A 26,397-nucleotide genomic window follows, 5' to 3' on the forward strand; every position below is an offset into this window, starting at 1 on the left:
GCGAGCCCATGGTGTGCCTTACGCGTCGTGATCGGTGAGCAGCAGTTCGGTGAGTTTGTCGAGAACGGCCTCGGCCTTGTCGCCCTCTGCTGCGAGCGTCACCTCATCGCCGTGATTGATGCCCAGGGAGATGACGCCGAGGATGCTGGCGGCGTTGGCGGTCTTCCCGCCCGTCTTGGTGATGGTCACGGGCATCCCCGCAGCGGTAGCCGCCTGGCTGAACAGTTTGGCGGGGCGCGCGTGCAGGCCGTGGGTGGAACCGATTTGGACCGTGCGTTCAAGAATTGCGGAGGCTTTCGTTTCGTGTGTGAGGTCGTTGTCAAGGGCGAGGTCAAGGGCCGCCTCACCGTCGCGGGCAGCGAAGACGGAGTCGGGCAGGATTCGGGCTCGCACTCCGAAGAGGCCGGCCTGCTCCGCGATGGCCTCGAACCTGTCGGAAAGGTGCGGGCCAATGAGCAGCACATCTGTCACCGATAGGGTGTCGGCCAGATCTGATTCGCTTCCCGCCGTCACGTGAACGGCGAGGCCACGCTGAGCGGCGGTGCGGCGCAATCGCAGGGCGACAAAGGTGCTCGAGGCACCGGCACCACAGACAACGTGAATCCTCATTGATTCGCCCTTTCTCGGCTCATTTTGGGTTCCTCCCAGTGTGCGCGGCGGCCCCGTCGGGGGCCAGCAGACACCTTTCCGCACCCCCGGAAGCAGCGGCCCTGCGGGTGAGCGAGCAACCGAGCCGACTCACAAGAGGTGAGTACGATCAGAGGTATGAGAGTTGCCGGAAACAGTCGTGCACAACGGGGCTGGGCGTCGGGACTGCACGCGACGGATGCGAACCATGAGTAGCAAGCAGACGCGCATGCTCGACTATCTGCTGCGCGCTCCCGGCTGGGTGACGGCGGGGGAACTCGCCGATCTTCTTGGCGTCACACCGCGGAGCGTGCGCAGCTATGTCACCAACGTGAAGGCTGCGGCGCATCCGCTGAACCTGATCGAATCGGGCCCGGCCGGCTACCTGCTGAACCGCGACGCGTACGCGGCCTTCACCACAGTGCAACCGCAGCGGCCCGTCGATACCGACACTCCGCAGAACCGTCTGTATCAGCTCGTGCGTCGGCTCACCGATGGGGCGGCGGGGCTCGACGTGTATGAGCTTGCGGCAGACATGTTCGTGAGCGACTCAACGATCGAGGCCGACCTGGGTCGTGTCCGTGCCCTCCTTCCGGACTCAGGGTTGTCGCTCTCCCGTCACGGGAGCGTCGTGTCCCTCGTCGGCTCAGAGACCGACCGTCGGCGGTTGCTCAGCCGAATGTTCCGTGATGAGAGCAAGCGCGGGTTGCTTGAGCTCGCCGCCATCCAACGGGAGTTCGCTTCCGAAAGTCTCGAAGCGTTCAAGACCGACCTCATCACGATGCTCGATACCCAGGGCTACTTCGTCAACGAATTCGGTACCAACAACGTGCTCCTGCACGTCGCCATCGCCGTGGATCGCGTCGGCAAGCGCGACTCCCCCGACGCTGCCGCCCCTGACCCGTCGATAGCGAGCACGACGGCCACGTCGGCAGAAATGACCGCGGCCTTGTCCGCCCTCATCGATACGCACTTTGGTGTCGCGCTCGACGACGGCGACATCGCCTACCTCATTGCCCTGCTCAAGACCCGGGTCGTCACGCCCGGAAACGATCAGCCCACGGAGGTACTGGCACAGACCTTCGCCCGCCCCGACGACCTGGCCGTGGTGCGTCGCATCGTCAGCCAGGCGAGCGAGGAATATCTGGTGGACCTCGCCGATGACGACTTCATCACCCGGCTCACACTGCACGTGCGCAATCTCATCGACCGTGCGCAGGTGCGCGAGTACTCACGCAACCCCCTGACCCGGTCGATCAAGACCTCGTATCCCATGACCTACGAACTCGCGGTCTTCATCGCGAGCGAACTCCAGCGGCACGAGCAGATCCTCATCAATGACGACGAGATCGCGTACATCGCCATGCACGTTGGCTCGCACCTCGAGCAGCAGTCCCACACCGAGGAACACGTCACGTGCGTGATCGTGTGCCCGAACTATTACACGATGCACGTGCAGCTGCGGCAGCGCATCGAGCGCGTGCTCGGTGACGATCTCACCGTGGTCGCCCAGATCACCCGCAGCGACGTGCATTGGGATGACCTGCACGCCGACCTCGTACTCACGACGATTGAACCACCCGTTCCCGCCGCTGGCGTCCTCGTCATTCAACCGTTCCTCACCGAGGGCGACATTGACCGCATCCGCCGGGCCGCCATCCGCGTGCGCCGCCTCCGCCGCCGCGCCCAGATCAAGGACGATCTGCTTCAGTTCTTTGACGAGTCACTGTTCCTGCGCAACTTCTACGTGGGTGACGAAGAGGCCATGATTCGCGAGCTCGGCGCCCGTATGATGCGTCACGGCGTGATCGACGAGGCCTACGTGCACGGCGCCCTTGAACGCGAGCGGATGTCCTCAACGGCGTTCACCGACAACCTCGCGGTGCCGCACGCCATGGCCATGACCGCACAGCGCACGTCCATTGCCATTGTGGTCAACGACTCCCCCATGGACTGGGGCGACAGCCGCGTCACGGTTGTGGCGCTCATCGCATTCAGCGCCGCCGGCCGCGCCTCATTCCAGGCGGTCTTTGATCAGTTCGTCGAGGTTTTCACCGACCGGGCCGACGTGCAGCACCTGATCAGGAGTTCCGTGGACTTTCCATCGTTCATCGACAGCCTCGTGCACCTGATGGACAAGTAGCCAGCCCACCGGCCTGCCACGCACGCCTCGGCACGCGTTACGACCCGCGGCACGCGCTCAGACGCGTGCCGCGGGTTCGGACGCGTGCCGCGGGTTCGGACGCGTGCCGCGACAGGGCGTTAGGGGATGGGGACAGGAACGATGCCGAACTGGGCGAGGCCAGCGGCGCCACCGTCTTCGGCAGTGAGCACCCAGATGCCGTCCTGATGCACGGCGATGCTGTGCTCCCAGTGCGCTGCGGCCAGGCCGTCGGTTGTGGCGATGGTCCAGTCGTCGGGCCGCACCGTGGTCTCGATCGATCCCATCACGACCATCGGTTCGATGGCCACGACGAGTCCCGGCTTGATCTGCGGGCCGCGTGAACTCACCCGGTAGTTGAATACGGGTGGGTCCTCGTGCATCGCGCGTCCGATACCGTGACCCACGTAGTCGGTGAGGATCCCGTAGGGACCCTGGCTCTCCACGTAGTCTTCGATCGCGTCGCCGACCTCGTTGAGCCACCGGCCGGTCGCCAACACTGCAATGCCGTGCCACAGGGACTGCTCGGTGACGTCGGAGAGCTTCTGGCGCTCGGCCACCACGTCGGGTCGATCGGGATCCGGAATGACGATGCTGAAGGCGGCGTCACCGTTCCAGCCCTCGATGATGGCTCCACTGTCGACCGACAGGATGTCACCGGCAACCAGTACTCGACCGGTCGGGATGCCGTGTACGACCTCGTCGTTCACGGAAGCACACACCGTGTGGTTATAGCCCTCTTCGAGCTTGAAGTTGGACTTGCCGCCAAGGGCGACGATTGCGGCCTCCGCCGCGGCATCCACGTCGAGGGTCGTGGCACCGGGAACGGCGGCCGCTCTGGCCGCGGCGAGCGATGCCGCCGTGGCCAGGCCGGGAGCGACCATCAGTCGCAACTGCGCCGGGGTTTTGTAAATTGAGCGACGAAAGCTCACAGATTTCCTACAGACTAGCTACGAAGGGTTCGCAGCCTTTTCGATGGTGTTGGTGGCGTGCAATCCGCGGTCAGCAAGGGCCGCGAGGATCCGGTCGGTCACAACGTCAACGGCACCGAGGCCGTCAATGGTGATGACCAGCCCGCGAGCACTGTAGACGTCGATCAGCGGGGCAGTCTGCTCCGCATAGACGTCCAGACGGTGACGGATGACGTCGGCCGTGTCATCAGCGCGGCCCTGCTCCTCAGCGCGCTTGAGCAACCGAGAGACGACCTCATCGGTGTCCGCCGTGATCAGGACAACAGCGTCAAGTTTCGTGCCCTCGTCATCGAGCAGACGGTCCAGCTCTGCGACCTGGTCGGTCGTGCGCGGGTAGCCGTCGAGCAGGAACCCGGAAGCAGCGTCGGATTCCCCCAGGCGGTCCTTCACGATGGCGTTGGTCAACGTGTCGGGAACGTAGGCGCCGGCGTCCATGAACGCCTTCACCTGCAGTCCGAGTGCGGTCTCGTTCTTCACGTTGAACCGGAAGATGTCTCCCGTGGAGACGGCCGGAACGACAAAGGCTTCGGCCAGACGAGTGGCCTGGGTGCCTTTGCCCGCGCCGGGCGGTCCAATCAGTAGCAGTCGGGTCATTTAAGGAGCCCCTCATAATGTCGCTGTTGCAGTTGCGAGTCGATCTGTTTGACCGTCTCGAGCCCGACGCCGACAACGATCAAAATACTCGCGCCGCCGAACGGGAAGTTCTGGTCTGCCCCGATTACCGAGAAGGCGACGAGCGGCAGTAGCGCAATCAGACCCAGATAGATCGACCCCGGAAGGGTGATGCGGGTCAGCACGAAGTCGAGGTACTCGGCCGTCGGCCGTCCGGCCCGGATGCCCGGGATGAATCCGCCGTACTTCTTCATGTTGTCGGCGACCTCTTCTGGGTTGAACGTGATCGCAACGTAGAAGTAGGTGAAGCCGATGATGAGGAGGAAGTACATCGCCATGTACAGCGGGTGGTCGCCCGAGGTGAGGTTATTCGTGATCCAGACAACCCACGCGGCCGGCGATTGACCGGCGGCCGGCTGGTTGAACTGGGCGATGAGGGCGGGCAGGTACAGCAGCGAGGAGGCGAAGATCACCGGGATGACACCGGCCATGTTGACCTTGATCGGAATGTACGTGTTGTTCCCGCCGTAGGTACGACGACCGACCATCCGTTTGGCGTACTGCACCGGGATTCGGCGCTGCGACTGTTCAACGAACACCACCGCTGCGACGACCAGGAGTCCGACCGCGAGCACGAGGAGAAGAACGTCGAGGCCCTGCGCGGTAGCAATTGAGGTCAGCGAGGCCGGGAAAAGCGCCGCGATCGACGTGAAGATCAACAGTGACATACCGTTGCCGACACCGCGTTCGGTGACGAGTTCACCCATCCACATGATCACGCCGGTTCCGGCGGTCATGGTGATCACCATGAGCATGATGGCGTACCACGCGTCATTCGTGATCAGCTGCGTGCACTCGGTGCTGGAGTTTGTCCCGAATAGGGCGCCGCTCCTGGCCACGGTGATGAGCGTGGTCGACTGCAGAATGCCCAGGGCAATCGTGAGGTAACGGGTGTACTGGGTCAGAGTGCTCTGACCGGAGGCACCCTCTTTGTGGAGGGTGTCGAAGTGGGGAATGACCACGCGCAGCAGCTGCACGATGATCGAGGCCGTGATGTACGGCATGATGCCCAGTGCGAACACGGACAGCTTGAGGAGCGCGCCACCACTGAAGAGGTTCACCAACTCATAGAGGCCGTCGGTGCCCTGGTTGGCTGCAAGACAAGCCTGCACGTTGCCGAAGTCCACAAAGGGGGCTGGAATGAACGAGCCCAGTCGGAACAAGGCAATAATGCCCAGGGTGAAGCCGATCTTCTTACGAAGGTCAGGCGTGCGGAAAATCCGCGCAATGGCGCTAAACAAAAAAGGCCTCCAGTTTGTAACGTAAAACGAGCTTAACGCAGATCGAGCCTGACCGGAGCCACCAACGATTCTCGATTGGTGACTCCGACAAGCTCGACGTGTGCGTCTAAGGAATTACTTTACAGATCCACCAGCGGCGACGATCTTCTGCAGTGCTGAGCCAGAGACCTTGTCGACCGATACGGTCAGTTTAACTGTAATTTCACCGTTACCGAGAACCTTGACCTTCTCGTTGTCCCGGACTGCGCCCTTGGCAACCAGGCTGGCGATGGTGACATCTCCTCCGGTCGGGTACAGCTCTTCCAGACGCTCCAGGTTTACAACCTGGTACTCGACCCGGAACGGGTTCTTGAATCCACGCAGTTTCGGGGTACGCATGTGCAGAGGCATCTGCCCACCCTCGAAGCCGACGCGCACGTTGTAACGTGCCTTCGTGCCCTTGGTTCCACGACCCGCGGTCTTACCCTTGGATCCTTCACCGCGGCCCTTGCGCTGACGGGTCTTCTTTGCTCCGGGAGCCGGGCGAAGGTGGTGTACCTTCAGCACGTGCTCGCGGGGCGCATTCGGCTCGTCCTTGACTGCAGCAGCAGCGGCGGCGGGCGCCTTCTTCGCGGCAGTCTTGGGCGCTGCAGCCTTGGGGGCTGCTGCCTTCTTCGTGGCGGGCTTGTCGGCTACCGTCTTGGTAGCTTCCTTCTCGTCAGCCATTAGTCAATCTCCTCGACCTTCACGAGGTGAGCGACGGTGTTGACGTAGCCACGGTTCTGCGAGTTGTCCTCGCGGATCGTGACGGCGCCAATGCGTCGGAGACCCAGACTGCGAAGCGTGTCGCGCTGGTTCTGCTTCTCACTAATTTTGGACTTGATCTGTGTGATCCTCAGCTGAGCCATCACGCACCTGCCTTTGCTGTTGCTGCAGCGGCTGCTGCTGCGGCATCGGCACGAAGGAAACGGGCCGGGGCCACGTCCTCGTATGCAAGGCCGCGGCGAGCCGCAACCGCACGCGGCTCTTCGAGCTGGCGCAGCGCCTCCACCGTGGCGTGCACGATGTTGATGGTGTTCGACGAGCCGAGCGACTTGCTCAGAACGTCGTGGATGCCGGCGCACTCCAGTACGGCGCGAACCGGGCCACCGGCGATAACGCCGGTACCTGCTGCGGCCGGACGAAGCAGAACAACGCCTGCTGCGGCTTCACCCTGAACGGGGTGCGGGATCGTCAGACCAACGCGAGGAACGCGGAAGAAGTTCTTCTTCGCTTCATCGACGCCCTTGGAGATAGCGGTCGGCACCTCGCGGGCCTTGCCATATCCAACGCCGACGAGGCCGTTACCGTCTCCGACAACGACGAGAGCGGTGAAGCTGAAGCGACGACCACCCTTGACGACCTTGGAAACACGGTTGATGGTGACGACGCGCTCCAGGAACTGGCTCTTGTCGGCATCGCGGCTTCCGCGGTCCTTGTTGGGGTTGCGCTCACGGCCACCACGACGAGCCTCACGAGGCTCGTTCTGTGCGGGTGCCGTTGAAGCAGCGGTCTCCACCGGGGCTTCGGCGACTGCAACGGGTGCAGTTGTTTCGGTCTTGCTGGTTTCAGTGCTCACAGGTTCAATCCACCCTCTCGAGCTCCATCGGCGATAGCTGCGACGCGACCCGCGTACTTGCTGCCACCACGGTCAAATACAACGGACTCGATCCCGGCGGCTTTCGCGCGCTCAGCAACAAGTTCGCCGACCTTGCGGGCCTTGGCGGTCTTGTCACCATCGAAGGTGCGCATGTCAGTCTCGAGAGTGGATGCCGACGCGAGGGTGAAACCCTTGCTGTCGTCAACGACCTGGACGAATACGTGGCGTGCCGAACGCGTAACGACGAGGCGCGGGCGCAGCGCCGTTCCCTCGACCTTCTTGCGAAGACGTGTGTGCCTGCGTCCGCGGGCAGCGGACTTGCTCTTGCCTCTAGTTCCCAGTCCCATGGCTTACTTACCACTCTTTCCGGCCTTGCGGCGAACAATCTCGCCGGCGTAACGCACACCCTTGCCCTTGTACGGCTCAGGCCTGCGAATTTTACGAATGTTGGCGGCGACCTCGCCGACAGCCTGCTTGTCGATACCGCTGACCGTGAGCTTGTTGACGCTCTCGACGGTCAAAACGATTCCGACGGGGGGCTCGACGACGACCGGGTGCGAGAAGCCGAGGGCGAACTCAACTGAGGTGCCCTTCTGCGCCGCGCGGTAACCGGTACCTACGATTTCGAGGCCCTTGGTGTAACCAACGGTTACGCCAATGATCTGGTTGTTGATGAGGGTACGAGTCAGACCGTGAAGCGAACGCGAAACGCGCTCGTCGTTCGGACGGGTGACGAGAACGTGACCGTCCTCGATCGTGACCTCGATGGGCTTGGCGACGACGAGTGCGAGCTCGCCCTTCGGGCCCTTGACGGAGACGGCCTGGCCGTCAGCCACAACCGTTACCCCAGCGGGGATCGGGATGGGCAGTCTTCCAATACGTGACATTGTCGGTTACCACACGTAGGCGAGTACTTCTCCGCCTACGCCCTTCTTCTCAGCCTGGCGGTCTGTCAGCAGACCACTGGAGGTGGACAGGATGGCAACGCCGAGGCCGCCGAGAACCATTGGGATCTCAGTCGACTTTGCGTACACGCGCAGCCCGGGCTTGGAAACCCGCTTGATGCCGACGATGGAGCGCTCACGGTTCGAACCGAACTTCAGGTTGAGCGTGAGGGTCTGGCCAACGCGGGCATCCGTAACGGTCCAGGCTGAAATGTAGCCCTGTACCTTGAGGATATCGGCGATGTGCGCTTTCAGTTTGCTGTTCGGCATCGACACTGTGTCGTGGTACGCCGAGTTAGCGTTGCGCAGTCTGGTCAGCATATCTGCGACCGGATCTGTCATTGTCATTTTGTGGTGCCTTTCTCGCCTGGTTTCGCTCACCCGTTACACGGATGACGACCTGTGGTGGTGAGGGGGCCGGTCGGATGGCCGGCCCCCGAGTTGAAGTTATTGCGCTGGACCTGAAGTCCTCAACAGCGTTGAGGTCCTTACTAAGCGCAAGCTACCCACACTAGTCGAATTTGACGACTAGTTGTGGTGGCTACTTGGTTTCTACCGACTTGAACGGGAAGCCGAGCGCCTTGAGCAGCGCGCGACCCTCGTCGTTGTTCTTGGCGGTCGTCACAACAGTGATGTCCATTCCGCGAACACGATCGATACGGTCCTGGTCGATCTCGTGGAACATAACCTGCTCCGTGAGACCGAAGGTGTAGTTTCCGTTGCCATCGAACTGCTGGTCCGAGAGGCCGCGGAAGTCGCGGATACGCGGAAGAGCAAGGCCCAGCAGACGGTCGAGGAACTCCCACATGCGGTCGCCACGAAGGGTGACGTGCGCGCCAATGGGCTGGCCCTCACGCAGTTTGAACTGCGCGATCGACTTGCGAGCCTTGGTGACCTGCGGCTTCTGGCCGGTGATCTTGGTGAGGTCAGAAACCGCACCATCCATCACCTTGCCGTCGCGCGCTGCTTCTCCGACACCCATGTTGACAACGATCTTCGTCAGCGAGGGGATGCGGTGAACGTTGGTGAATCCAAGGTCAGCGGAAAGCTGAGCGCGAATTTCGCTCGTGTACTTCTGCTTGAGCCGCGGCTGGATTTTGCCAGCCGGAGCCGCAGCTTCTGTTGCTACTGCGGAGTCAGTCATTAGAGGTCCTTACCCGACTTCTTGGCGTAACGAACGCGAACAGTCTTAGCGACGCCGTCCTTCGTTACCTCTTCGGTGCGGAAGCCAACGCGCGTCGGCTTCTTGGTCTCCGGGTCGACGATCGCAACGTTGGACACGTGAATAGCTGCCTCGAACGTCTCGATGCCGCCGGTCTTGGTGCCGCGCTGGGTCTGACCAACGCGAACGTGCTTGGTCACGAAGTTGATGCCCTCAACGAGGACACGGTTCTTCTCGACGTCAACAGAGATGATCTTGCCCTGCTTGCCACGGTCTCCCCCGCGAGCCTGGCTACGGCCGGTGATGACCTGGACGAGGTCGCCCTTTTTGATTCTGGCCATGATTAAATAACCTCCGGTGCCAGCGAGATGATCTTCATGAACTTCTTGTCGCGAAGCTCGCGACCGACCGGTCCGAAGATTCGGGTGCCACGGGGGTCACCGTCAGCCTTCAAGATCACTGCAGCGTTCTCATCGAACTTGATGTACGAGCCGTCTGAACGACGGGTCTCCTTCTTGGTGCGAACGATGACAGCTTTGACGATGTCACCCTTCTTGACGTTGCCGCCCGGGATGGCGTCCTTGACCGTGGCGACGATGACGTCGCCCAGTCCGGCGTAACGACGGCCGGAGCCTCCGAGAACGCGGATGGTCAGGAGTTGCTTGGCGCCGGAGTTATCGGCAACCTTGACGCGTGATTCTTGCTGAAGCATTTTGTTACTCCTCTGTAGTCAAGTAAGCGCGAGGCTTACTTGGCCTTCTCAAGAATCTCGACCAGGCGCCAGCGCTTGGAAGCGCTGAGCGGACGGGTCTCACTGATCAGGACCAGGTCTCCGATGCCGGCGGAATTCGCCTCATCGTGAGCCTTCAGCTTGGACGTACGGCGGATGACCTTGCCGTACAGCGGGTGCTTCACGCGGTCTTCGACCACGACAATGATGGTTTTGTTCATCTTGTCGCTGGTCACGTAACCACGCAGTGTCTTGCGGTAACCGCGAACGAGAGCTTCAGTCTCGGCTGCGACGACCTTATCGTCAGTCTTCGCCATGACTAGGCCTCCTTCGTGTCGACGGTCTCGGCTGCGGCGTCGTCGGTGGACTCCACTGCGGCCTTGGCCTTCTTGGTCTTCTTCTCTGCCTTCTCAGCCTTGGCCGGAGCCTCGACTGCAACGGGAGTGGCACGAATGCCCAGCTCACGTTCGCGCAGAACGGTGTAGATGCGAGCGATGTCGCGCTTCACGGCGCGCAGGCGGCCGTGGCTTTCGAGCTGGCCGGTGGCCGACTGGAAGCGCAGGTTGAACAGCTCTTCCTTGGCCTTCTTCAGCTCGTCGAACAGTCGCTCATTTTCATATGTGTCGAGCTCGACTGGGGCGAGCTCCTTGGTTCCGATCGCCATTATGCGTCGCCCTCCTCGCGCTTGATGATGCGTGCCTTGAGGGGCAGCTTATGAATAGCGCGGGTCAGCGCTTCGCGGGCAACGGCGTCAGTGACACCGCTGAGCTCGAAGAGAACGCGACCCGGCTTGACGTTGGCAACCCACCACTCGACAGAACCCTTACCGGAACCCATGCGGGTTTCGGCCGGCTTCTTGGTCAGCGGGCGGTCGGGGTAGATGTTGATCCACACCTTTCCGCCACGCTTGATGTGACGCGTCATGGCGATACGAGCGGACTCGATCTGACGGTTGGTCACATACGCGGGGCTCATCGCCTGGATACCGTACTCACCGAACGCCACCGTGGTGCCACCGGTTGCGTGGCCAGTACGGCCGGGGTGGTGCTGCTTGCGGTGCTTCACTCTACGTGGAATCAACATGGTTATGCCTCAACTCCTGCTGCGACCGGAGCCGCTGCCGCTGCTGCCGGCGCCTCAGCGCGAGGGGCACGGCGTGGTCGGTCGTCACGACGCTCGGGGCGGGACGACTTAGCGTTGGCCTGCTCGCGAGCGAGTTCCTTGTTGGTGATGTCGCCCTTGTAGATCCAGACCTTCACGCCGATACGGCCGAAGGTGGTCTTGGCCTCGTAGAAGCCGTAGTCGATGTTCGCACGAAGCGTGTGCAGTGGCACACGGCCTTCGCGGTAGAACTCCGAACGGCTCATTTCAGCGCCACCGAGACGACCGGAAACCTGGATGCGAACACCCTTGGCTCCGGCGCGCTGGGCGCCCTGCAGGCCCTTACGCATCGCGCGGCGGAAAGCCACACGAGCGGAGAGCTGCTCGGCGATGCCCTGGGCGACAAGCTGTGCATCCTGCTCGGGGTTCTTGACCTCGAGGATGTTCAGCTGGATCTGCTTGGCGGTGAGCTTTTCGAGGTCGGAGCGAATGCGCTCGGCTTCCGCGCCGCGGCGACCAATCACGATGCCCGGACGGGCGGTGTGAATGTCAACGCGAACACGATCGCGAGTGCGCTCGATCTCGATGCGAGAAACGCCGGCACGGTCGAGGCTGGTGCTCAACAGGCTGCGGATCTTGACGTCTTCAGCGACGAAGTCGCTGTAACGCTGGCCGGGCTTCGTGCTGTCAGAGAACCAACGCGACACGTGGTCGGTCGTGATTCCCAGACGGAAGCCATATGGATTTACTTTCTGACCCATTACTTCGTACCCTCCTCAGGAGTGGTGAGCACAACCGTGATGTGGCTGGTGCGCTTCTTGATTTCGAAAGCGCGACCCTGCGCACGAGCCTGGAAACGCTTGAGGGTCGTACCCTCGTCAACGAATGCCCGGCTAATGAACAGGTCCTGCTCGTCCAGATACGTGTTCGCAGCATCTGCCTTGACCCGGGCGTTGGCGATGGCCGAGGCCACCAGCTTGTACACCGGATCGCTCGCACCCTGGGGTGCGAACTTCAGAATGCCCAGCGCTTCATGCGCCTGCTTGCCGCGAATCAAGTTGACAACGCGACGAGCCTTCTGGGGGGTAACGCGGATGTGACGCACGCGTGCGATCGACTCCACCATTTCTTCTCCTCCTTCACGCCACCGCGCTAGCGGCGACGGCCCTTCTTGTCGTCCTTCACGTGTCCACGGAAGGTGCGCGTGGGGGCGAACTCACCGAGTTTGTGCCCAACCATGCTCTCGGTGACGAACACCGGGATGTGCTTGCGACCGTCGTGCACTGCGATGGTGTGTCCGAGCATGTCGGGGATAATCATCGAGCGGCGCGACCAGGTCTTGATTACGTTCTTGCTCTTGGCCTCGTTCGCCGTGACTACCTTGCGGAGCAGGTGGTCGTCAACGAATGGGCCCTTCTTAAGACTGCGTGGCATCGTCTACTCCTACTTACGCTTCTTGCCGACGGTGCGGCGACGAACAATGAGCTTGTCGCTTTCCTTGTTCGGGTGGCGGGTGCGCCCTTCCTTCTGGCCCCACGGGGTGACCGGGTGACGTCCACCGGACGTCTTACCCTCTCCACCACCGTGCGGGTGGTCGACCGGGTTCATGGCTACACCACGAACTGTCGGGCGAACGCCTTTCCAGCGCATACGGCCGGCCTTGCCCCAGTTGATGTTCGACTGCTCGGCGTTGCCGACCTCGCCGATCGTTGCGCGGCAGCGAGCGTCGACGTTGCGGATTTCTCCGGACGGCAGACGAAGCTGGGCGTAAACGCCCTCCTTCGCGACGAGGCGAACCGACGAACCAGCGGAGCGGGCCATCTTGGCGCCACCACCCGGACGCAGCTCGATCGCGTGAATGATGGTACCGGTGGGGATGTTCTTCAGAGGCAGGTTGTTACCGGGCTTGATGTCAGCCCCGGCTCCCGACTCGATGACATCGCCCTGGCTCAGCTTGTTCGGCGCGATGATGTAACGCTTCGTGCCGTCAATGAAGTGCAGGAGCGCGATGCGCGCCGTGCGGTTGGGGTCGTACTCGATTTCGGCAACGCGAGCGTTGACGCCATCCTTGTCGTTGCGCTTGAAGTCGATCACACGGTACTGGCGCTTGTGGCCACCACCAATGTGACGCGTCGTGATGCGCCCCTGGTTGTTACGTCCACCGGTCTTGGAAAGCGGCCGCAGAAGCGACTTTTCCGGGGTGGAGCGAGTGATTTCCGCGAAGTCGGCAACGGATGAACCGCGACGACCCGGGGTCGTGGGCTTGTACTTACGAATTGCCATTTCTGTTCCTCTTGTCCGCGCCGCTTAGCCGACGGCCGTGAAGATGTCGATGGAGCCGGACTTGAGCGTGACAATGGCACGCTTGGTGTCCTTGCGCTTGCCCATTCCGAACTTGGTGCGACGTGTCTTGCCCACGCGGTTCAGGGTGTTGATCGAAGCGACCTCTACCTTGAAGATGGACTCGATCGCGAGCTTGATCTCCGTCTTGTTCGAACGGGGGTCAACGATGAACGTGTACTTGCCCTCGTCGATCAAGCCGTAGCTCTTCTCAGAGACGACCGGAGCGATGATGATATCGCGGGGGTCCTTGTTAATCGCGGTAGCCATTATGCGGACACCTCTTCCTTCTTGGTCTTGCTCGCCACGAACGCGTCGAACGCGCCCTTGGTGAAGACGATGTCGTCGCTGACGAGCACGTCATAGGCGTTGAGCTGGTCCCACGAGAGGATGTGAACCGTCGGAAGGTTGCGAATGCTTCGCAGTGTCGACTCGTCGGTACGCTCGAGAATCACAAGAACGTGCTTGCTGCTGGCGATCTGCGTGAGCAGGGCCTGAGCGGTCTTCGTGTTGGGAGTCTCGGCCGTGAAGAGCGACTCAACGATGTGCAGGCGGCCGCCACGTGCGCGGTCGGACAGTGCACCCTTGAGGGCTGCGGCGATCATCTTTTTCGGGGTGCGCTGGTCATAGCTGCGAGGCGTCGGTCCGTGGACGATGCCACCACCGGTCATCTGAGGAGCACGGATCGAGCCCTGACGAGCGCGACCGGTTCCTTTCTGCTTGAACGGCTTGCGACCAGCACCGGAAACTTCTCCACGGCGCTTGACCTTGGAGGTTCCCTGCCGTGCCGAAGCGAGCTGCGCGACAACGACCTGGTGGATGAGCGGAATGTTGGCCGCGACGTCGAAGAGTTCGGCGGGCAGCTCAGCAGAGCCGGCCTTCGCACCCTTGGCGTCGAGGATGTCGAGTGCAGTAGTCATATTAACTACGCTCCCTTCACTGCGTTGCGGACGAATACGAGTCGGCCACGAGCACCGGGAACGGCGCCCTTGACGAGCATGACGCCGTTGGCGGCGTCAACCGAGTACACCTTGAGGTTCAGCACGGTAACGCGCTCGCCACCCATACGACCGGCCATGCGCATGCCCTTGAAGACACGGCTCGGGGTCGATGAAGCACCGATGGAACCGGGCTTGCGGTGGTTACGGTGCGAACCGTGCGAAGCGCCGACACCCTTGAAGTTGTGACGCTTCATAACGCCGGCGAAACCCTTACCCTTGCTGGTGCCCATGACATCAACCTTGGTGTTGGCAGCGAACACACCGTCAACGGTGAGTTCCTGTCCCAGGGCGTAGTCAGCGGCATCCGCAGTGCGGAGCTCGGTGATGTGACGGCGCGGCGTGACGCCGGCCTTGTCGAAGTGGCCGGCAAGGGGCTTGGTGATCTTGCGCGGGTCGATGGCACCGGCGGCGATCTGAACGCCGTTGTAGCCGTCGACGGCCTTGGTACGGATCTGGGTGACAACGTTCGGCGCGATCTCGATGACGGTAACGGGAACAAGCTTGTTGTTCTCGTCCCACACCTGGGTCATGCCGAGCTTCTTGCCGAGGAGACCCTTGGTGGTCTTGGTATCTGAGTAAGACATCGCGGCCCCTAGAGCTTGATCTCGATGTTGACGTCTGCCGGAAGGTCGAGGCGCATAAGCGAGTCAACGGCCTTCGGCGTCGGGTCAATGATGTCGATCAGACGCTTGTGGGTGCGCATCTCAAAGTGCTCCCGGCTGTCCTTGTACTTGTGAGGAGAACGGATAACACACACCACGTTCTTCTCGGTCGGAAGCGGCACGGGGCCGATTACCGTAGCGCCCGCGCGGGTCACTGTATCGACGATCTTCCGTGCCGAAATGTCGATGACCTCGTGGTCATACGACTTAAGTCGAATGCGGATCTTCTGTCCCGCCATGTCGAACTCTCTCTCTGTTGAGGCGTCTTACATACAACTGCTTGTTGCAGAGGTTGCATTGGACGCCGTAGTAGCACTGCTGCTGTCGCACCACTGTTCATATGTCAATTTCGACCCACGCCAATGAATTGGCCCGAGCCGATCAGCGCCGGCTCCCAGAGCAGAACCTGGGGAAGGGCGTGAAAAAACACGCCATTCGAACGTTGATTTAGGCTGTGTTCTGCTACCCACGGCCTAACCTGAGCCCCCGACTCCCCACTAAGGGAGTAGAACTCGGCTATGCACTGCCTGGTAGTGATCCCGGGCCGCGCTGACGCGACACCCGGAAATGCTGAACTAGATGAGTCTGCCACACCGGTGGCACTTCATGCAACCCGGGCGTGTCGCCGTCGGCGTGTCGCCGGGTTTCCTGTGTGTACGCACAAAAAAGGGCCGGATCCATGGGATCCGGCCCTTCTTAGATTCGACGGGCTCGACGAGCGAGCCTGCAGAAAGGGGGTGCTACTTGATGACCTTCGTCACCGTTCCGGCGCCGACGGTGCGGCCACCTTCACGAATCGCGAAGCCGAGGCCCTCTTCCATGGCGATCGGCTGAATCAGCGCGACCGTCATGTCGGTGGTGTCGCCGGGCATGACCATCTCGGTGCCCTCGGGCAACGTGATGACGCCGGTGACGTCGGTGGTGCGGAAGTAGAACTGCGGGCGGTAGTTCGCGTAGAACGGGTTGTGACGTCCACCCTCGTTCTTGCTGAGGATGTACGCGGTGCCCTCGAAGTCGGTGTGGGGCGTAACCGAACCCGGCTTGACGACAACCTGGCCGCGCTCAACGTCTTCGCGCTTCGTGCCACGAAGAAGAAGTCCACAGTTCTCGCCGGCCCACGCCTCGTCGAGCTGCTTGTGGAACATCTCGATACCAGTGACCGTGGTCTTCTGGGTCTTGCGGATTCCGACGATCTCGACCTCGGAGTTGATCTTCAGGGTTCCACGCTCGGCGCGACCCGTGACAACGGTTCCACGACCGGTGATCGTGAAGACGTCCTCAACCGGCATCAAGAACGGCTTGTCCTTGTCGCGGATGGGGTCCGGGATGTACTCATCGACGGCCGTCATGAGCTCGAGGATGTTTGCGGTCCACTTCGGGTCGCCCTCAAGCGCCTTGAGTGCGGAGACCGCTACAACGGGAGCGTTGTCGCCATCGAAGCCCTGGCTGGAAAGCAACTCGCGAACTTCGAGCTCAACGAGCTCCATGATCTCTTCGTCGTCAACCATGTCGGCCTTGTTCAGTGCGACGAGCAGGGTGGGAACGCCAACCTGCTTCGCGAGCAGAACGTGCTCACGGGTCTGGGCCATCGGGCCGTCAGTAGCAGCAACCACGAGGATTGCGCCGTCCATCTGAGCAGCACCGGTGATCATGTTCTTGATGTAGTCAGCGTGGCCCGGAGCATCGACGTGCGCGTAGTGGCGCTTGTCGGTCTCGTACTCAACATGCGAGATGTTGATGGTGATGCCGCGCTGGCGTTCCTCGGGAGCCGAGTCAATCGACGCGAAGTCCCGCTGAACATTGATCTTGGACGGGAACGTGTCGGCAAGGACCTTGGAGATCGCTGCAGTCAGCGTGGTCTTTCCGTGGTCAACGTGACCGATGGTTCCGATGTTTACGTGCGTCTTTGTCCGCTCGAACTTGGCCTTGGCCACTGTGGGTCCTCCTCAGGACTCGCGTGCAAATTCACGATTGTCATTAAGACCAATCGGGGATGCGCTGGATGTGTCTACTTATGTTACTCGGGCCAGGTGGCCCAAGCGATTCGGCCCTAAGGCCACCTTGAAGGCTATTCGCCCTTATTCTTGTTGATGATCTCGTCGGCTACAGCCTTCGGGACCTCCGCATAGCTCTCGAAAGTCATCGAGTACACGGCGCGTCCTGAGGTCTTCGACCGCAGGTCACCGATGTATCCGAACATCTCGGAGAGGGGGACGTGTGCGCGAATTACCTTCACGCCCTGTGCGTCCTCCATGGTCTGGATCTGCCCACGACGCGAGTTGAGGTCTCCGATTACGTCACCCATGTATTCCTCAGGGGTGCGAACTTCGACGCTCATCAGCGGCTCGAGCAATACGGGGTTTGCCTTGCGAACGGCTTCCTTGAAGCCCATCGAACCAGCAATCTTGAACGCCATCTCCGAGGAGTCGACGTCGTGTGCGGCACCGTCGAGCAGGCTTGCCCGAACGCCGACCATGGGGTAACCGGCAAGGATACCCACGTGCAGGGCGTCCTGGATTCCGGCATCCACGGAGGGGATGTATTCACGCGGGATACGTCCACCGGTGACCTTGTTCAAGAACTCGTACGACTTGTCTGCAGTGATTTCCATCGGCTCGATCGCGATCTGAATCTTCGCGAACTGGCCGGATCCACCGGTCTGCTTCTTGTGCGTGAAGTCGTGACGCTCGACGGCCTTGCGGATCGTCTCGCGGTACGCAACCTGGGGCTTGCCGACGTTTGCTTCCACGTTGAATTCACGCTTCATGCGGTCGACGAGGATGTCCAGGTGAAGTTCACCCATTCCCTTGATTACCGTCTGGCCAGTTTCCTGGTTCTGCTCGGTACGGAAGGTGGGGTCTTCTTCGGCCAGCTTCTGGATCGCGAGACCCAGCTTTTCCTGGTCCTGCTTGGTCTTCGGCTCGATGGCAACCTCGATAACCGGATCAGGGAACGTCATCGACTCAAGTACGACCTGCTTGTTCGGGTCGCACAGGGTGTCGCCGGTGGTGGTGTCCTTGAGGCCGATGACCGCGTAGATGTGACCGGCGGTCACGAAGGCCACCGGGTTCTCCTTGTTGGCGTGCATCTGGAAGATCTTCCCGATGCGCTCCTTCTTGCCCTTGGTCGAGTTGGTGACGAAGGCTCCGCTGTCGAGGCGGCCGGAGTACACGCGCACGTAGGTGAGGCGACCGAAGAACGGGTGCACCGCAACCTTGAATGCGAGGGCCGTAAACGGCTCCGCAGAATCCGGGTGACGCATGATGATCTTCTCTTCGTCGCGCGGGTCGTGCGCCTCAATGGCAGGCACGTCGAGCGGCGTCGGGAGGTAATCGATGACAGCGTCGAGCATCGGCTGAACGCCGCGGTTCTTGAAAGCAGAACCACAGAGAACCGGGTAGATCTCGCTATTGATCGTGAGCTTGCGAATGGCGCCCTTGATCTCGGCAACCGTCAACTCTTCACCGGCGAAGTAGCGCTCCATGAGGTCATCGTCGGTTTCGGCGACGGTCTCGAGAAGAAGCGTGCGGTACTCAGCAGCCTTCTCAACGAGGTCGGCGGGGATCTCTTCGATGGCGTACTTCGAGCCCATCTCCACGTCACCCTTGGAGTCTCCGCGCCAGGTGAGTGCACGCATCTGAACGAGGTCTACAACACCCTCGAAGCTTGACTCTTCACCGATCGGCAGCTGGAGAACCAGCGGCTTCGCGCCGAGGCGCTTGATGATGGTGTCGACCGTGAAGTAGAAGTCGGCGCCGAGCTTGTCCATCTTGTTGACGAAGCAAATGCGGGGAACGTCGTACTTGTCGGCCTGACGCCACACGGTTTCGGACTGGGGCTCAACGCCCTCCTTGCCATCGAATACGGCGACAGCACCGTCGAGGACGCGGAGCGAACGCTCCACCTCCACGGTGAAGTCAACGTGACCCGGGGTGTCGATGATGTTGATCTGGTTGTTGTCCCAGAAACATGTCGTCGCAGCGGAGGTGATCGTGATGCCACGTTCCTGCTCCTGCGCCATCCAGTCCATCGTTGAGGCGCCGTCGTGGGTCTCACCGATCTTGTGGTTGACACCCGTGTAGAACAGGATGCGCTCAGTCGTGGTGGTCTTGCCAGCATCAATGTGAGCCATGATGCCGATATTGCGGACCTTGCTCAGGTCGGTGAGCACGTCAAGTGCCACGGGGGTCCTCCGGAAGGGTAGGGGTGGGAAAAGTTGAACACTGCCGCCGGTCGGGCACGTCGAGAACAGGTCTCGACGTGCCCGACCAATGGTGCGTGACTACCAGCGGTAGTGAGCGAAGGCCTTGTTCGCCTCGGCCATCTTGTGCGTGTCTTCACGACGCTTCACAGCGGCGCCGAGGCCGTTGCTCGCGTCGAGAATCTCGTTGGTGAGACGCTCGGTCATGGTCTTCTCGCGACGCGCCTTGGCGTAGCTCGTCAACCAACGAAGCGCCAGGGTGTTGGCGCGGTGCGGCTTGACCTCAACGGGCACCTGGTACGTGGAGCCACCGACGCGGCGCGAACGCACCTCGAGGGTCGGGCGCACGTTGTCGAGTGCCTTCTTCAGCGTGACAACAGCATCCAGCTCGTTCTTGGCAGCGACACCGGCGAGTGCATCGTAAACGATGCGCTCAGCGAGGCCCTTTTTGCCGTCGAGGAGAATCTTGTTGACCAGCTGGCTGACGATGGGGGCACCGTAAACCGGATCTGCTACTACGGGACGCTTAGGAGCGGGACCTTTACGAGGCATTACTTCTTCTCCATCTTTGCGCCGTAGCGGCTACGAGCCTGCTTGCGGTTCTTGACGGCCTGGGTGTCCAGTGCGCCGCGAATGATCTTGTAACGCACACCGGGAAGGTCCTTAACACGGCCTCCGCGCACGAGCACCATCGAGTGCTCCTGCAGGTTGTGGCCCTCGCCGGGAATGTAGGCGGTGACCTCGGTGCCGTTGGACAGCTTGACGCGGGCGACCTTACGCAGAGCCGAGTTCGGCTTCTTCGGGGTGGTCGTGTATACACGGGTGCATACGCCGCGCTGCTGCGGGTTGGACTTGAGGGCGGGAGCCTTGGTCTTGGTGACCTTGGGGCTGCGGCCCTTTCTGACCAACTGCTGAATGGTGGGCACTAATTACTCCTTGTTATTGCTGCACGGTGACAGCTTTGTGATGGTTAGCATTCGACGAGCCGTTGCCGGCGCACCGAGTTCATCTGGACCCGTCTTTCCTCACGGAATCGCTTCCGTTCGGTTCGATGGGTATGCCGTGGGGGCTGCTCGGTGAGCAAACCCTGCAGTGTGGCTGCCGCGGCTGTCTATGTGTCGTTACTACTCATGTTTCAGGAGCAGCCCGGGGCACGCTTAAGGCGCACGACAAAGCGCACACCTTGCAACAGTAACCTGCCGGGATGCCTGCGGTCAAATGGGGTGAACCGGGCCGACCAGGCTCAGGATCCGCGACGCCACAGCGGCGAGTCGAGCGTGCTTTCAAGGTCGGCGAGCAGGGCCTGCACCTGCGGCTCGACGAATTCGGCGACGGCCGCACGTATGCGTTGTCGGTGCAACGCGAGCTCTGCGCACAGCCGACGCCCGGCCTCGGCGGCAAACCTGTCGGCAATGGCAACCTCACCGAGAACGGCCGCCTTCTCCTCGGCGCTGAGCGGCTGCGGTGGCGGTTCCGGCTCCGGTTCGGGGTCTGCCCCCTCCGCATCGGGTAACTCGGCGAGCTCGCCCAGGGTGAACAGGTATGGCGCCTCCGGTGCAGTCGGCGGATCGAGGTCGAGGCCCCTGTGCTCGGGATCGAGGCCCTCGTTCGGGCGATAGAGCCGTCGGGCGCGCCTCGCTTCGTCGAGGCGCAGCTCACGAGCGAGCAGCGGCAAGTGCTGCTCCGTGTATTCGTGGACGGATGCATCGACCACGACCTTCATGCGCATCGCGAGTGCGTGCTGCACGGCGTGTGGCACGTCTTCGTTGAGTCCGGCCGCGGCAATGACCGGAGAACCGAAGCATTGGTGACACAGGCGGGCGCGACTGCGATAGGTGCCGGGCCGCCATCTCGGCAACCAGCGCAACCAATTATCAACCTCGTGGCTCACCCGCGCCTCTACGGACCGCTCCATATCACTAAGGATACGCGAAAAAGGCCCTATTCGCCGCGGCGTTCCCACGGCCACAGGGGCCGGCCACCGGAGCCAACATGGGCGGCGAGCAGCCACGAGTACAGCAGGCTCACCAGGAAGGCAAACAGGCCCGCCAGGGTGGCAAAGGGGGCGAGCAGCATCTCGGATGCCAGGGCCGTCGCACTGCGGATATCGCCGGTTCCGAAGAGAACGAATGTTGCGCCGGCCGCCAGGAACAGTACCCAGGTGACCACGCCGGTGACGATCGAGTAAGCGAGCATCACGCGCTGGTTCTCCGGCCTGGTGCGGATCCCGATGAGCACCATGCGAACCAGGACGAACACCACGATCACACCCACGCTGCTCGGCCCCACCAGGGGGCCTGCCTGCGGGTCCGGGATCACGTCGGCGTTAGTGAGCAGGCTTCCGACACCGAGCACGGCAACAACAAGCGACGCATAGAGAACGGCTGCGAAAAGGGCGAGAACAATCGCGTACTTCTGATACTCGCGCACGAAGACTCCTTCCGTCTGGATCGCGACCCCTCGGCGGGATCTATCGGTCCGCCGATAGGGAGTCGCCGTGCGGTGAGCGACTAGTTGGAGAGGTGCGGGCCATCGGCGAGAACGCGCTCGTACTCCGCGCGAGCCTCAAGGTTACGCTTCGTCACGCGCTTTCCACGCTGCGCGATCCACGCGCCGGTCCAGACGGGAACCTCACGGGCGATCACAGCGGCGGTGATTGCACCAAGGTTCAACCACTGGGTCGAGAGGAAGCGTGCGGCTTCGTCGGCGGTGAGGGTCCAGGCCTGCACGGTGAGAAGGGCTGCTCCGATGTAGGAGAAGTACACGACGACGGCCACGACGAAGCCGAAGAGCACGTAGGCCCACCAGCCGCCGCGGTTCACGATGGCCACGAGAATCGACAGGGCCAGGAAGAAGAAGATGACCGGGATGTAGAAGACCGGGCGAACGGCGAATTCGGTGAACGTCGTCGCGGCGACCGAGATGGTCGCGCTCGTGAAGCCGGCAATGACGAAGATCGCTACGGCGTAGAGCACCGTGAAGATGGCTGTGGCGATCAGGGCTATGAAAATGCCGCCACCACGGTTGCTGCGATCGACGGGCTTCTGCGGCGCCTGCACGTAAATGGGCGTCTGGGCCGCGAGGGGCGCCACGGGAGTGGGGTCGGCTACCGGAACGGGCGTCGGCGACGCAACGGGCGCAACGGGCTCGGACGCAGCAGAGGCTGCAACAACGGGGGTGACGACCTCCGTGTCGTCGTTCGTGCGGGCGTGGTCGCGTGCCGCATAGTCGTCGGCGAGGCTCGGTGCGGCAGCGTGCGATCCGGTGCCGTTGACGCTCTCGGGCTCCTCCGTGGCGGCAGCGTAGTCGATGTCGCCAGGTTCGGAGTCGGCCGTGGTTGAGGCAGCGGCGGTTGAGGCACCACCGGTTTCGGTGGCTTCGTGCTCAACCGGCGTCGCAGCATCCGTCTCGGGATTCTTCTTGCCGTCATTGGATGTGATGTCGCTCATGCTGCACTCCTCGTGGCCTGAATGGTGGCTGACCGGGACATAGTACCAAGGCCTTTCTCCGTATGCCCGCAGGCTCGGCGCGTCACGCCAAACCGTAGAGCCTCAGATAGCCGTGCGCAATGGTGTCGCCGAAGAGAATGCCGATCCATGCTCCCACGAGCATCCACGGACCGAACGGGATGCTGCTCTTTCGCCCCGCGCGCCGTGCGGCGAGCAGCACGGCGCCGAAGAGGCCCCCGAGCAGGAACGCCCCGAAGGCGCCGACCGCGAGTTCGCCCCAGCCGAGCCAGCCCAGGTACAGGCCGAGCACCCCCGCGAGCTTGACGTCGCCGAAGCCCATGCCGCCCGGGCGGATGACGGCCAGGGCGAAGTACAGGGCGAAGAGGCCCGCACCGCCGGCGAGCGCCACCAAGAGCCGCTCGGGTTCGCCGGCCAGGAGCGCCGCCGCGGTCAACAGAACCGCGACAACCCAATATGCCGGAAGGAGAATGCGATTGGGCAGCCGCCGGGTCTCGATGTCAATGAGACCGAGCGCGACGCTGATCGCAGCGAGGTAGAGGAACGCGACCAGGGCAACGATGAGGGCGACAGGGGCCTCAGTCGGCACGCCGTTCTGCAGCGCCCACCACCCGACGACACCGAAGAAGACGGCCGTGCCGAGTTCCACGAGAAGGTAACGCGGCGAGATGGGCGCACCGCAGTCGCGGCACCTCCCCCGCAGTACGAGCCACGAGATCACGGGAATGTTGTCGAACGGCCGAATACGCGCTCCGCACTGTGGACACGCGCTCGGCGGCGACACGACGGATTCCCCCCGGGGCACCCGGTAGATGACGACGTTGAGGAACGATCCAATCATCAGCCCGAAGACGGCCGCGAGCACGGCGCCGAGGACCGACACTGACAGGATCACTGTCGCCCCTCCAACGTCACTGCGCCGCCGCTGGGGTGGTCGGGGTCGTGAGCACGTAGATGAACGCCGTGATGGAGCCGGTCACAACGCCGGTGTCGCTGGCTGGCTCGCTCACGCCGACCTCAACGCCAGCGACGTTTGCTGGCTCGCTCATTGACACCGCAGTCACCATGATGAGGCGTTCGCCGTGTTGGATGCCGGACACGAAGTCGAGCACGCCGGCCGCGGAGCCGTCGACGACAAACGTGACCGGGATCGCTGCGAAATTCGCGGCTGTGATGCGCGGGTCCACGACCGGGGCCGCGGGCGCTCCGGCCACCGCTGCGGTCGCCTCGCTCGGCGCCGGAGCGACCTCCGACGTGCCCGATTCGGTGGATGGAGCCGGGGCAGCCACCGCCACCCCGGCCAGGGTCGGGTCGTAGGCCTGGGCATCATTCTGCGTGATACTCGAAATGACCACCTGGCTGGCCTCGGAGATAGCATTGAGCTCGGTAATCAGCGCCGGGAACTCGGCGGAGCTCGGCACGGAGAGTTGCAGGGCGGCGAGGTCAGCCTTCAGTGCGCCGAGGCCCTCGAACTGCTTCTTCAGCGTCTCCCCCTGCACTTCATGCACGGCGTTCTCAGAGGTGGCGGCTGCCAGCTCTGCCTGTGCTGTACTTGCCTCGGTGAGTTTGGGTGAAATCCCGAGTACCCAGCCGAGCAAGACGATGGCAACGATGACGAGCGCCGTGCCGATGACCCACAGCCTGTTCTTATCCACGGTTACTCGCCTTCCGGAGTTGAGAATCGCTGGGCAAGTGCTTCCTCGTTGACGTGAAGCACCCAGTCCACCGAGTAGGTACCTTCTGCCGTGCGTGAGGTGAGGCGGGCCTGCGAATCCGCGTATCCGGGCAGGCTTGACATCACTTCCAGCCACGGCGGCAGCGACGATACCGCCGGGGACGTGAACCTGATCGTGATCGTGGCCAGTCTGGGGTTCAGCAGCGGAGTGGTTGGCTGCTCGTAAGCCATGAACGGGTTTGCACCGTCGAGGGTGACGGACGCGATGCCCACATCAGCGGGGAGCAGCAACTGAATATCGGCGACGTATGCCGCCCAGTCGAATTCGGTTGACGCAGCGAACCCCCGCGCGGCCCGGGTCATGTCGAGGGCGGTTTGCACCTTGTGCACCTCGGCGTATTGGACCTGCTCAGCGAGCAGCTCCGCGGTGCGTTCCCGCTCGGCGGCGAGCTCGGCCTGCGTCGACGTTGCCTGCAACGTGGAGGCGCCGATCCCGGCGCTGACCACGAGCACCACGGTGACGAGCAGGGCGCCGAGACGCCAGCGTGTGGCCTTGTCGCGCTTCATCAATCGGATTTCGGGAGGAAGCAAGTCCATGCGCGGTTCCGCACCGAAGCTCATCACCTCGGCAGAGTGTTTCTTGCTCATACGGTGCTCCCCAGTGCCAGACCGAGCGCCACGGCAAACGCGCCCTTGTTGTTGTTCAGCGTCGTTGCGTCGACGCCGCGCCCCAGTGTTACGGAGCTGACCGGGTCCGCCGTGAGGCTGGGAAGCCGGGTCAGCGCCCCGAGGGCTGCCGGGAAACCCGCCAGTTCGGTGCCACCGCCAGTGAGCACGAGGCCCGTCACCGGTATGTGCTGACGCGTGTTCGCGAAGTAGTTCACGGTATTGCGCAGGCTGTTGAGCAGTTCGGTCGTGGTCTCCGCGATGATGACGGCCTCCGGTGTTGTTGCCGTGGCGAGCGGGACCAGCCCGGTCGCTCTCTTAGCGACCTCCGCCGCATCCGCGTCAATCGACAGGCCACGCATCAGGGCCTGCGTGACGTCGCCACCGCCCGCGGGAATCAACCGTACGAATTCCGGAACGCCTGCCCTGGTGATCACGATCGAGGTGGTCGCTAGGCCCACGTCGATGAGCGCCACGGCCCCCTCGAAGGTCGAACCGCGTGAAATGGCACGGCTCAGCGCGAACGGGATCAGATCGACTTCGACGACGGTCAGTCCCGCCAGTTGCACCGCCCTGATGTTGCCGAGCACCGCTTCCTTCACCGCGGCAATCAACAGCCCGTTGATTTCCGGCCCGTTCTCGCCCGCGCTCTCGGAGATGGGGTAGAAATCGAGGAGTGCGTCGGCGACCGGCACGGGCAGCAGGTCTTGCACCAGGAACGGCAGCGTTTCGCGGATGCGTTTCAGCGACATTTTGGGCACGGCCAGGTCTCGCGCGAGGGCGCGGTGGTTTCCGATGCCGAGAACCACGCGCTTGCTCTTGAACCCTCCGGCCGACCACAGGGTTTTGAGCGCGGTGGCGACGGTGTTGGGTTCGACGACCTCGCCGCGGCTCACCGCCCCCTCGGGCAATGGCACCTCGTGGTAGCGAACAAGCTTCGGGGACGCCTTTCCGGCATCCGCTAACTCCACGGCACGAATGCCGGAGGTTCCGATGTCGATTCCTACGATGTTCTTTGTCACTGCTGGTTTCTCCTCATCAGCCGGTCACTTCTCTCCGCGAGCTGACCGCGCCAAGTTGCGGGGTCGTCGAGCTCGGGCTGACGCCATCTGTGTGGCGACTCGGTCGAGCGACCGGCCGGGATACGGAACATGACCA

General features: G+C 62.5%; 36 protein-coding genes and 1 pseudogene. 1 reads left to right on the forward strand and 36 read right to left on the reverse strand.

The window, feature by feature from the left end; translation table 11 throughout:
- Nucleotides 1-18 precede the first annotated feature (18 nt).
- Both EDD25_RS06750 and EDD25_RS06755 read right to left on the reverse strand, forming a co-directional pair.
- Nucleotides 19-285, reverse strand: coding sequence for an HPr family phosphocarrier protein (locus EDD25_RS06750; RefSeq protein WP_134175239.1), 267 nt, complete (start codon nucleotides 283-285; stop codon nucleotides 19-21).
- Nucleotides 286-414: 129 nt separating this feature from the next.
- Nucleotides 415-609 (reverse strand): annotated as a pseudogene (locus tag EDD25_RS06755) (PTS sugar transporter subunit IIB); the annotation flags it as partial.
- A 226-nt stretch (nucleotides 610-835) separates the two neighbouring features.
- Between EDD25_RS06755 and EDD25_RS06760 the strand changes: the two are divergent.
- Entirely contained in the window at nucleotides 836-2,770 is a 1,935-nt protein-coding gene (locus tag EDD25_RS06760) for a BglG family transcription antiterminator (RefSeq protein ID WP_134172605.1), read from the forward strand.
- Between the two features lie 119 nt (nucleotides 2,771-2,889).
- Here EDD25_RS06760 and map read toward each other — a convergent pair whose 3' ends face one another.
- The 34 genes from map to pilM form a co-directional block, all read right to left on the reverse strand.
- Nucleotides 2,890-3,720, reverse strand: a complete 831-nt coding sequence (gene map / locus EDD25_RS06765; RefSeq protein ID WP_241986274.1) for a type I methionyl aminopeptidase — start codon at nucleotides 3,718-3,720, stop codon at nucleotides 2,890-2,892.
- A gap of 18 nt (nucleotides 3,721-3,738) precedes the next feature.
- Complete coding sequence (locus EDD25_RS06770) at nucleotides 3,739-4,353, reverse strand: adenylate kinase (protein WP_175182976.1); 615 nt, start codon at nucleotides 4,351-4,353, stop codon at nucleotides 3,739-3,741.
- The gene (gene secY, locus EDD25_RS06775) at nucleotides 4,350-5,672 is read right to left on the reverse strand and encodes a preprotein translocase subunit SecY (RefSeq protein WP_134172606.1); all 1,323 of its coding nucleotides are present in this window, start codon (nucleotides 5,670-5,672) and stop codon (nucleotides 4,350-4,352) included. The genes EDD25_RS06770 and secY overlap by 4 nt, the downstream gene beginning before the upstream one ends.
- A 114-nt stretch (nucleotides 5,673-5,786) precedes the next feature.
- Nucleotides 5,787-6,377: a 50S ribosomal protein L15 gene (gene rplO / locus EDD25_RS06780; RefSeq protein WP_134172607.1), complete on the reverse strand. Its 591-nt coding sequence runs from the start codon at nucleotides 6,375-6,377 to the stop codon at nucleotides 5,787-5,789.
- Nucleotides 6,377-6,559, reverse strand: a complete 183-nt coding sequence (rpmD, locus tag EDD25_RS06785; protein ID WP_174775401.1) for a 50S ribosomal protein L30 — start codon at nucleotides 6,557-6,559, stop codon at nucleotides 6,377-6,379. The genes rplO and rpmD overlap by 1 nt, the downstream gene beginning before the upstream one ends.
- On the reverse strand, nucleotides 6,559-7,269 hold the full coding sequence (rpsE, locus tag EDD25_RS06790) for a 30S ribosomal protein S5 (RefSeq protein ID WP_134172608.1): 711 nt from the start codon (nucleotides 7,267-7,269) through the stop codon (nucleotides 6,559-6,561). Before rpsE ends, rpmD begins: the two co-directional genes overlap by 1 nt.
- On the reverse strand, nucleotides 7,266-7,637 hold the full coding sequence (gene rplR / locus EDD25_RS06795) for a 50S ribosomal protein L18 (protein WP_134172609.1): 372 nt from the start codon (nucleotides 7,635-7,637) through the stop codon (nucleotides 7,266-7,268). Before rplR ends, rpsE begins: the two co-directional genes overlap by 4 nt.
- 3 nt (nucleotides 7,638-7,640) lie before the next feature.
- Nucleotides 7,641-8,177, reverse strand: a complete 537-nt coding sequence (rplF, locus tag EDD25_RS06800; RefSeq protein WP_134172610.1) for a 50S ribosomal protein L6 — start codon at nucleotides 8,175-8,177, stop codon at nucleotides 7,641-7,643.
- Nucleotides 8,178-8,183: 6 nt separating this feature from the next.
- Nucleotides 8,184-8,582 carry a 30S ribosomal protein S8 gene (rpsH, locus tag EDD25_RS06805; RefSeq protein WP_134172611.1) on the reverse strand — a complete coding sequence of 133 codons (399 nt, stop codon included), beginning with the start codon at nucleotides 8,580-8,582 and terminating at the stop codon, nucleotides 8,184-8,186.
- Between the two features lie 193 nt (nucleotides 8,583-8,775).
- Nucleotides 8,776-9,378, reverse strand: a complete 603-nt coding sequence (rplE, locus tag EDD25_RS06810; RefSeq protein WP_134172612.1) for a 50S ribosomal protein L5 — start codon at nucleotides 9,376-9,378, stop codon at nucleotides 8,776-8,778.
- Complete coding sequence (rplX, locus tag EDD25_RS06815; RefSeq protein ID WP_134172613.1) at nucleotides 9,378-9,737, reverse strand: 50S ribosomal protein L24; 360 nt, start codon at nucleotides 9,735-9,737, stop codon at nucleotides 9,378-9,380. The genes rplE and rplX overlap by 1 nt, the downstream gene beginning before the upstream one ends.
- Nucleotides 9,738-9,739: 2 nt before the next feature.
- Nucleotides 9,740-10,108, reverse strand: coding sequence for a 50S ribosomal protein L14 (gene rplN, locus EDD25_RS06820; RefSeq protein WP_134172614.1), 369 nt, complete (start codon nucleotides 10,106-10,108; stop codon nucleotides 9,740-9,742).
- Nucleotides 10,109-10,143: 35 nt separating this feature from the next.
- Nucleotides 10,144-10,443 carry a 30S ribosomal protein S17 gene (gene rpsQ / locus EDD25_RS06825; RefSeq protein WP_134172615.1) on the reverse strand — a complete coding sequence of 100 codons (300 nt, stop codon included), beginning with the start codon at nucleotides 10,441-10,443 and terminating at the stop codon, nucleotides 10,144-10,146.
- Nucleotides 10,444-10,445: 2 nt separating this feature from the next.
- Nucleotides 10,446-10,790 carry a 50S ribosomal protein L29 gene (rpmC, locus tag EDD25_RS18150; protein WP_134172616.1) on the reverse strand — a complete coding sequence of 115 codons (345 nt, stop codon included), beginning with the start codon at nucleotides 10,788-10,790 and terminating at the stop codon, nucleotides 10,446-10,448.
- Entirely contained in the window at nucleotides 10,790-11,209 is a 420-nt protein-coding gene (gene rplP, locus EDD25_RS06835; protein WP_134172617.1) for a 50S ribosomal protein L16, read from the reverse strand. Before rplP ends, rpmC begins: the two co-directional genes overlap by 1 nt.
- 2 nt (nucleotides 11,210-11,211) lie before the next feature.
- Nucleotides 11,212-11,988, reverse strand: coding sequence for a 30S ribosomal protein S3 (gene rpsC / locus EDD25_RS06840; protein ID WP_134172618.1), 777 nt, complete (start codon nucleotides 11,986-11,988; stop codon nucleotides 11,212-11,214).
- Nucleotides 11,988-12,353, reverse strand: coding sequence for a 50S ribosomal protein L22 (gene rplV, locus EDD25_RS06845; protein WP_035834614.1), 366 nt, complete (start codon nucleotides 12,351-12,353; stop codon nucleotides 11,988-11,990). The genes rpsC and rplV overlap by 1 nt, the downstream gene beginning before the upstream one ends.
- Before the next feature lie 26 nt (nucleotides 12,354-12,379).
- The gene (rpsS, locus tag EDD25_RS06850; protein WP_035834613.1) at nucleotides 12,380-12,661 is read right to left on the reverse strand and encodes a 30S ribosomal protein S19; all 282 of its coding nucleotides are present in this window, start codon (nucleotides 12,659-12,661) and stop codon (nucleotides 12,380-12,382) included.
- 9 nt (nucleotides 12,662-12,670) lie between these two features.
- A complete protein-coding gene (gene rplB, locus EDD25_RS06855) occupies nucleotides 12,671-13,510 on the reverse strand; it encodes a 50S ribosomal protein L2 (protein ID WP_134172619.1) in 840 nt (279 codons plus the stop codon).
- A 24-nt stretch (nucleotides 13,511-13,534) separates the two neighbouring features.
- Complete coding sequence (gene rplW / locus EDD25_RS06860) at nucleotides 13,535-13,837, reverse strand: 50S ribosomal protein L23 (protein WP_134172620.1); 303 nt, start codon at nucleotides 13,835-13,837, stop codon at nucleotides 13,535-13,537.
- Nucleotides 13,837-14,487, reverse strand: a complete 651-nt coding sequence (gene rplD, locus EDD25_RS06865; RefSeq protein ID WP_134172621.1) for a 50S ribosomal protein L4 — start codon at nucleotides 14,485-14,487, stop codon at nucleotides 13,837-13,839. The genes rplW and rplD overlap by 1 nt, the downstream gene beginning before the upstream one ends.
- A gap of 5 nt (nucleotides 14,488-14,492) precedes the next feature.
- Nucleotides 14,493-15,152: a 50S ribosomal protein L3 gene (gene rplC / locus EDD25_RS06870; protein WP_134172622.1), complete on the reverse strand. Its 660-nt coding sequence runs from the start codon at nucleotides 15,150-15,152 to the stop codon at nucleotides 14,493-14,495.
- Between the two features lie 8 nt (nucleotides 15,153-15,160).
- A complete protein-coding gene (gene rpsJ, locus EDD25_RS06875; RefSeq protein WP_134172623.1) occupies nucleotides 15,161-15,469 on the reverse strand; it encodes a 30S ribosomal protein S10 in 309 nt (102 codons plus the stop codon).
- Between the two features lie 501 nt (nucleotides 15,470-15,970).
- Nucleotides 15,971-17,164, reverse strand: coding sequence for an elongation factor Tu (tuf, locus tag EDD25_RS06880; protein ID WP_134172624.1), 1,194 nt, complete (start codon nucleotides 17,162-17,164; stop codon nucleotides 15,971-15,973).
- A 134-nt stretch (nucleotides 17,165-17,298) separates the two neighbouring features.
- Nucleotides 17,299-19,413, reverse strand: a complete 2,115-nt coding sequence (gene fusA / locus EDD25_RS06885; RefSeq protein WP_134172625.1) for an elongation factor G — start codon at nucleotides 19,411-19,413, stop codon at nucleotides 17,299-17,301.
- A 99-nt stretch (nucleotides 19,414-19,512) separates the two neighbouring features.
- On the reverse strand, nucleotides 19,513-19,983 hold the full coding sequence (rpsG, locus tag EDD25_RS06890) for a 30S ribosomal protein S7 (RefSeq protein WP_134172626.1): 471 nt from the start codon (nucleotides 19,981-19,983) through the stop codon (nucleotides 19,513-19,515).
- Nucleotides 19,983-20,357 (reverse strand): 30S ribosomal protein S12, encoded by a 375-nt coding sequence (gene rpsL / locus EDD25_RS06895; RefSeq protein ID WP_035834602.1) that lies wholly within the window; start codon nucleotides 20,355-20,357, stop codon nucleotides 19,983-19,985. Before rpsL ends, rpsG begins: the two co-directional genes overlap by 1 nt.
- Nucleotides 20,358-20,674: 317 nt before the next feature.
- On the reverse strand, nucleotides 20,675-21,346 hold the full coding sequence (locus EDD25_RS06900; protein WP_134172627.1) for a spermidine/putrescine ABC transporter substrate-binding protein: 672 nt from the start codon (nucleotides 21,344-21,346) through the stop codon (nucleotides 20,675-20,677).
- A 26-nt stretch (nucleotides 21,347-21,372) separates the two neighbouring features.
- A complete protein-coding gene (locus tag EDD25_RS06905; protein ID WP_134172628.1) occupies nucleotides 21,373-21,861 on the reverse strand; it encodes a DUF6121 family protein in 489 nt (162 codons plus the stop codon).
- An 80-nt stretch (nucleotides 21,862-21,941) separates the two neighbouring features.
- Entirely contained in the window at nucleotides 21,942-22,880 is a 939-nt protein-coding gene (locus EDD25_RS06910; RefSeq protein ID WP_134172629.1) for a ribonuclease E domain-containing protein, read from the reverse strand.
- 82 nt (nucleotides 22,881-22,962) lie between these two features.
- Nucleotides 22,963-23,793, reverse strand: coding sequence for a prepilin peptidase (locus tag EDD25_RS06915; protein WP_422386760.1), 831 nt, complete (start codon nucleotides 23,791-23,793; stop codon nucleotides 22,963-22,965).
- Nucleotides 23,794-23,809: 16 nt separating this feature from the next.
- On the reverse strand, nucleotides 23,810-24,553 hold the full coding sequence (locus tag EDD25_RS06920; protein WP_134172630.1) for a hypothetical protein: 744 nt from the start codon (nucleotides 24,551-24,553) through the stop codon (nucleotides 23,810-23,812).
- 2 nt (nucleotides 24,554-24,555) lie between these two features.
- Complete coding sequence (locus tag EDD25_RS06925; RefSeq protein WP_134172631.1) at nucleotides 24,556-25,221, reverse strand: hypothetical protein; 666 nt, start codon at nucleotides 25,219-25,221, stop codon at nucleotides 24,556-24,558.
- Nucleotides 25,218-26,261, reverse strand: coding sequence for a type IV pilus assembly protein PilM (gene pilM, locus EDD25_RS06930; RefSeq protein ID WP_134172632.1), 1,044 nt, complete (start codon nucleotides 26,259-26,261; stop codon nucleotides 25,218-25,220). The genes EDD25_RS06925 and pilM overlap by 4 nt, the downstream gene beginning before the upstream one ends.
- Nucleotides 26,262-26,397: the final 136 nt, after the last annotated feature.

The sequence above is a fragment of the Cryobacterium psychrophilum genome (assembly GCF_004365915.1).
Classification (GTDB): Bacteria; Actinomycetota; Actinomycetes; order Actinomycetales; family Microbacteriaceae; genus Cryobacterium; species Cryobacterium psychrophilum.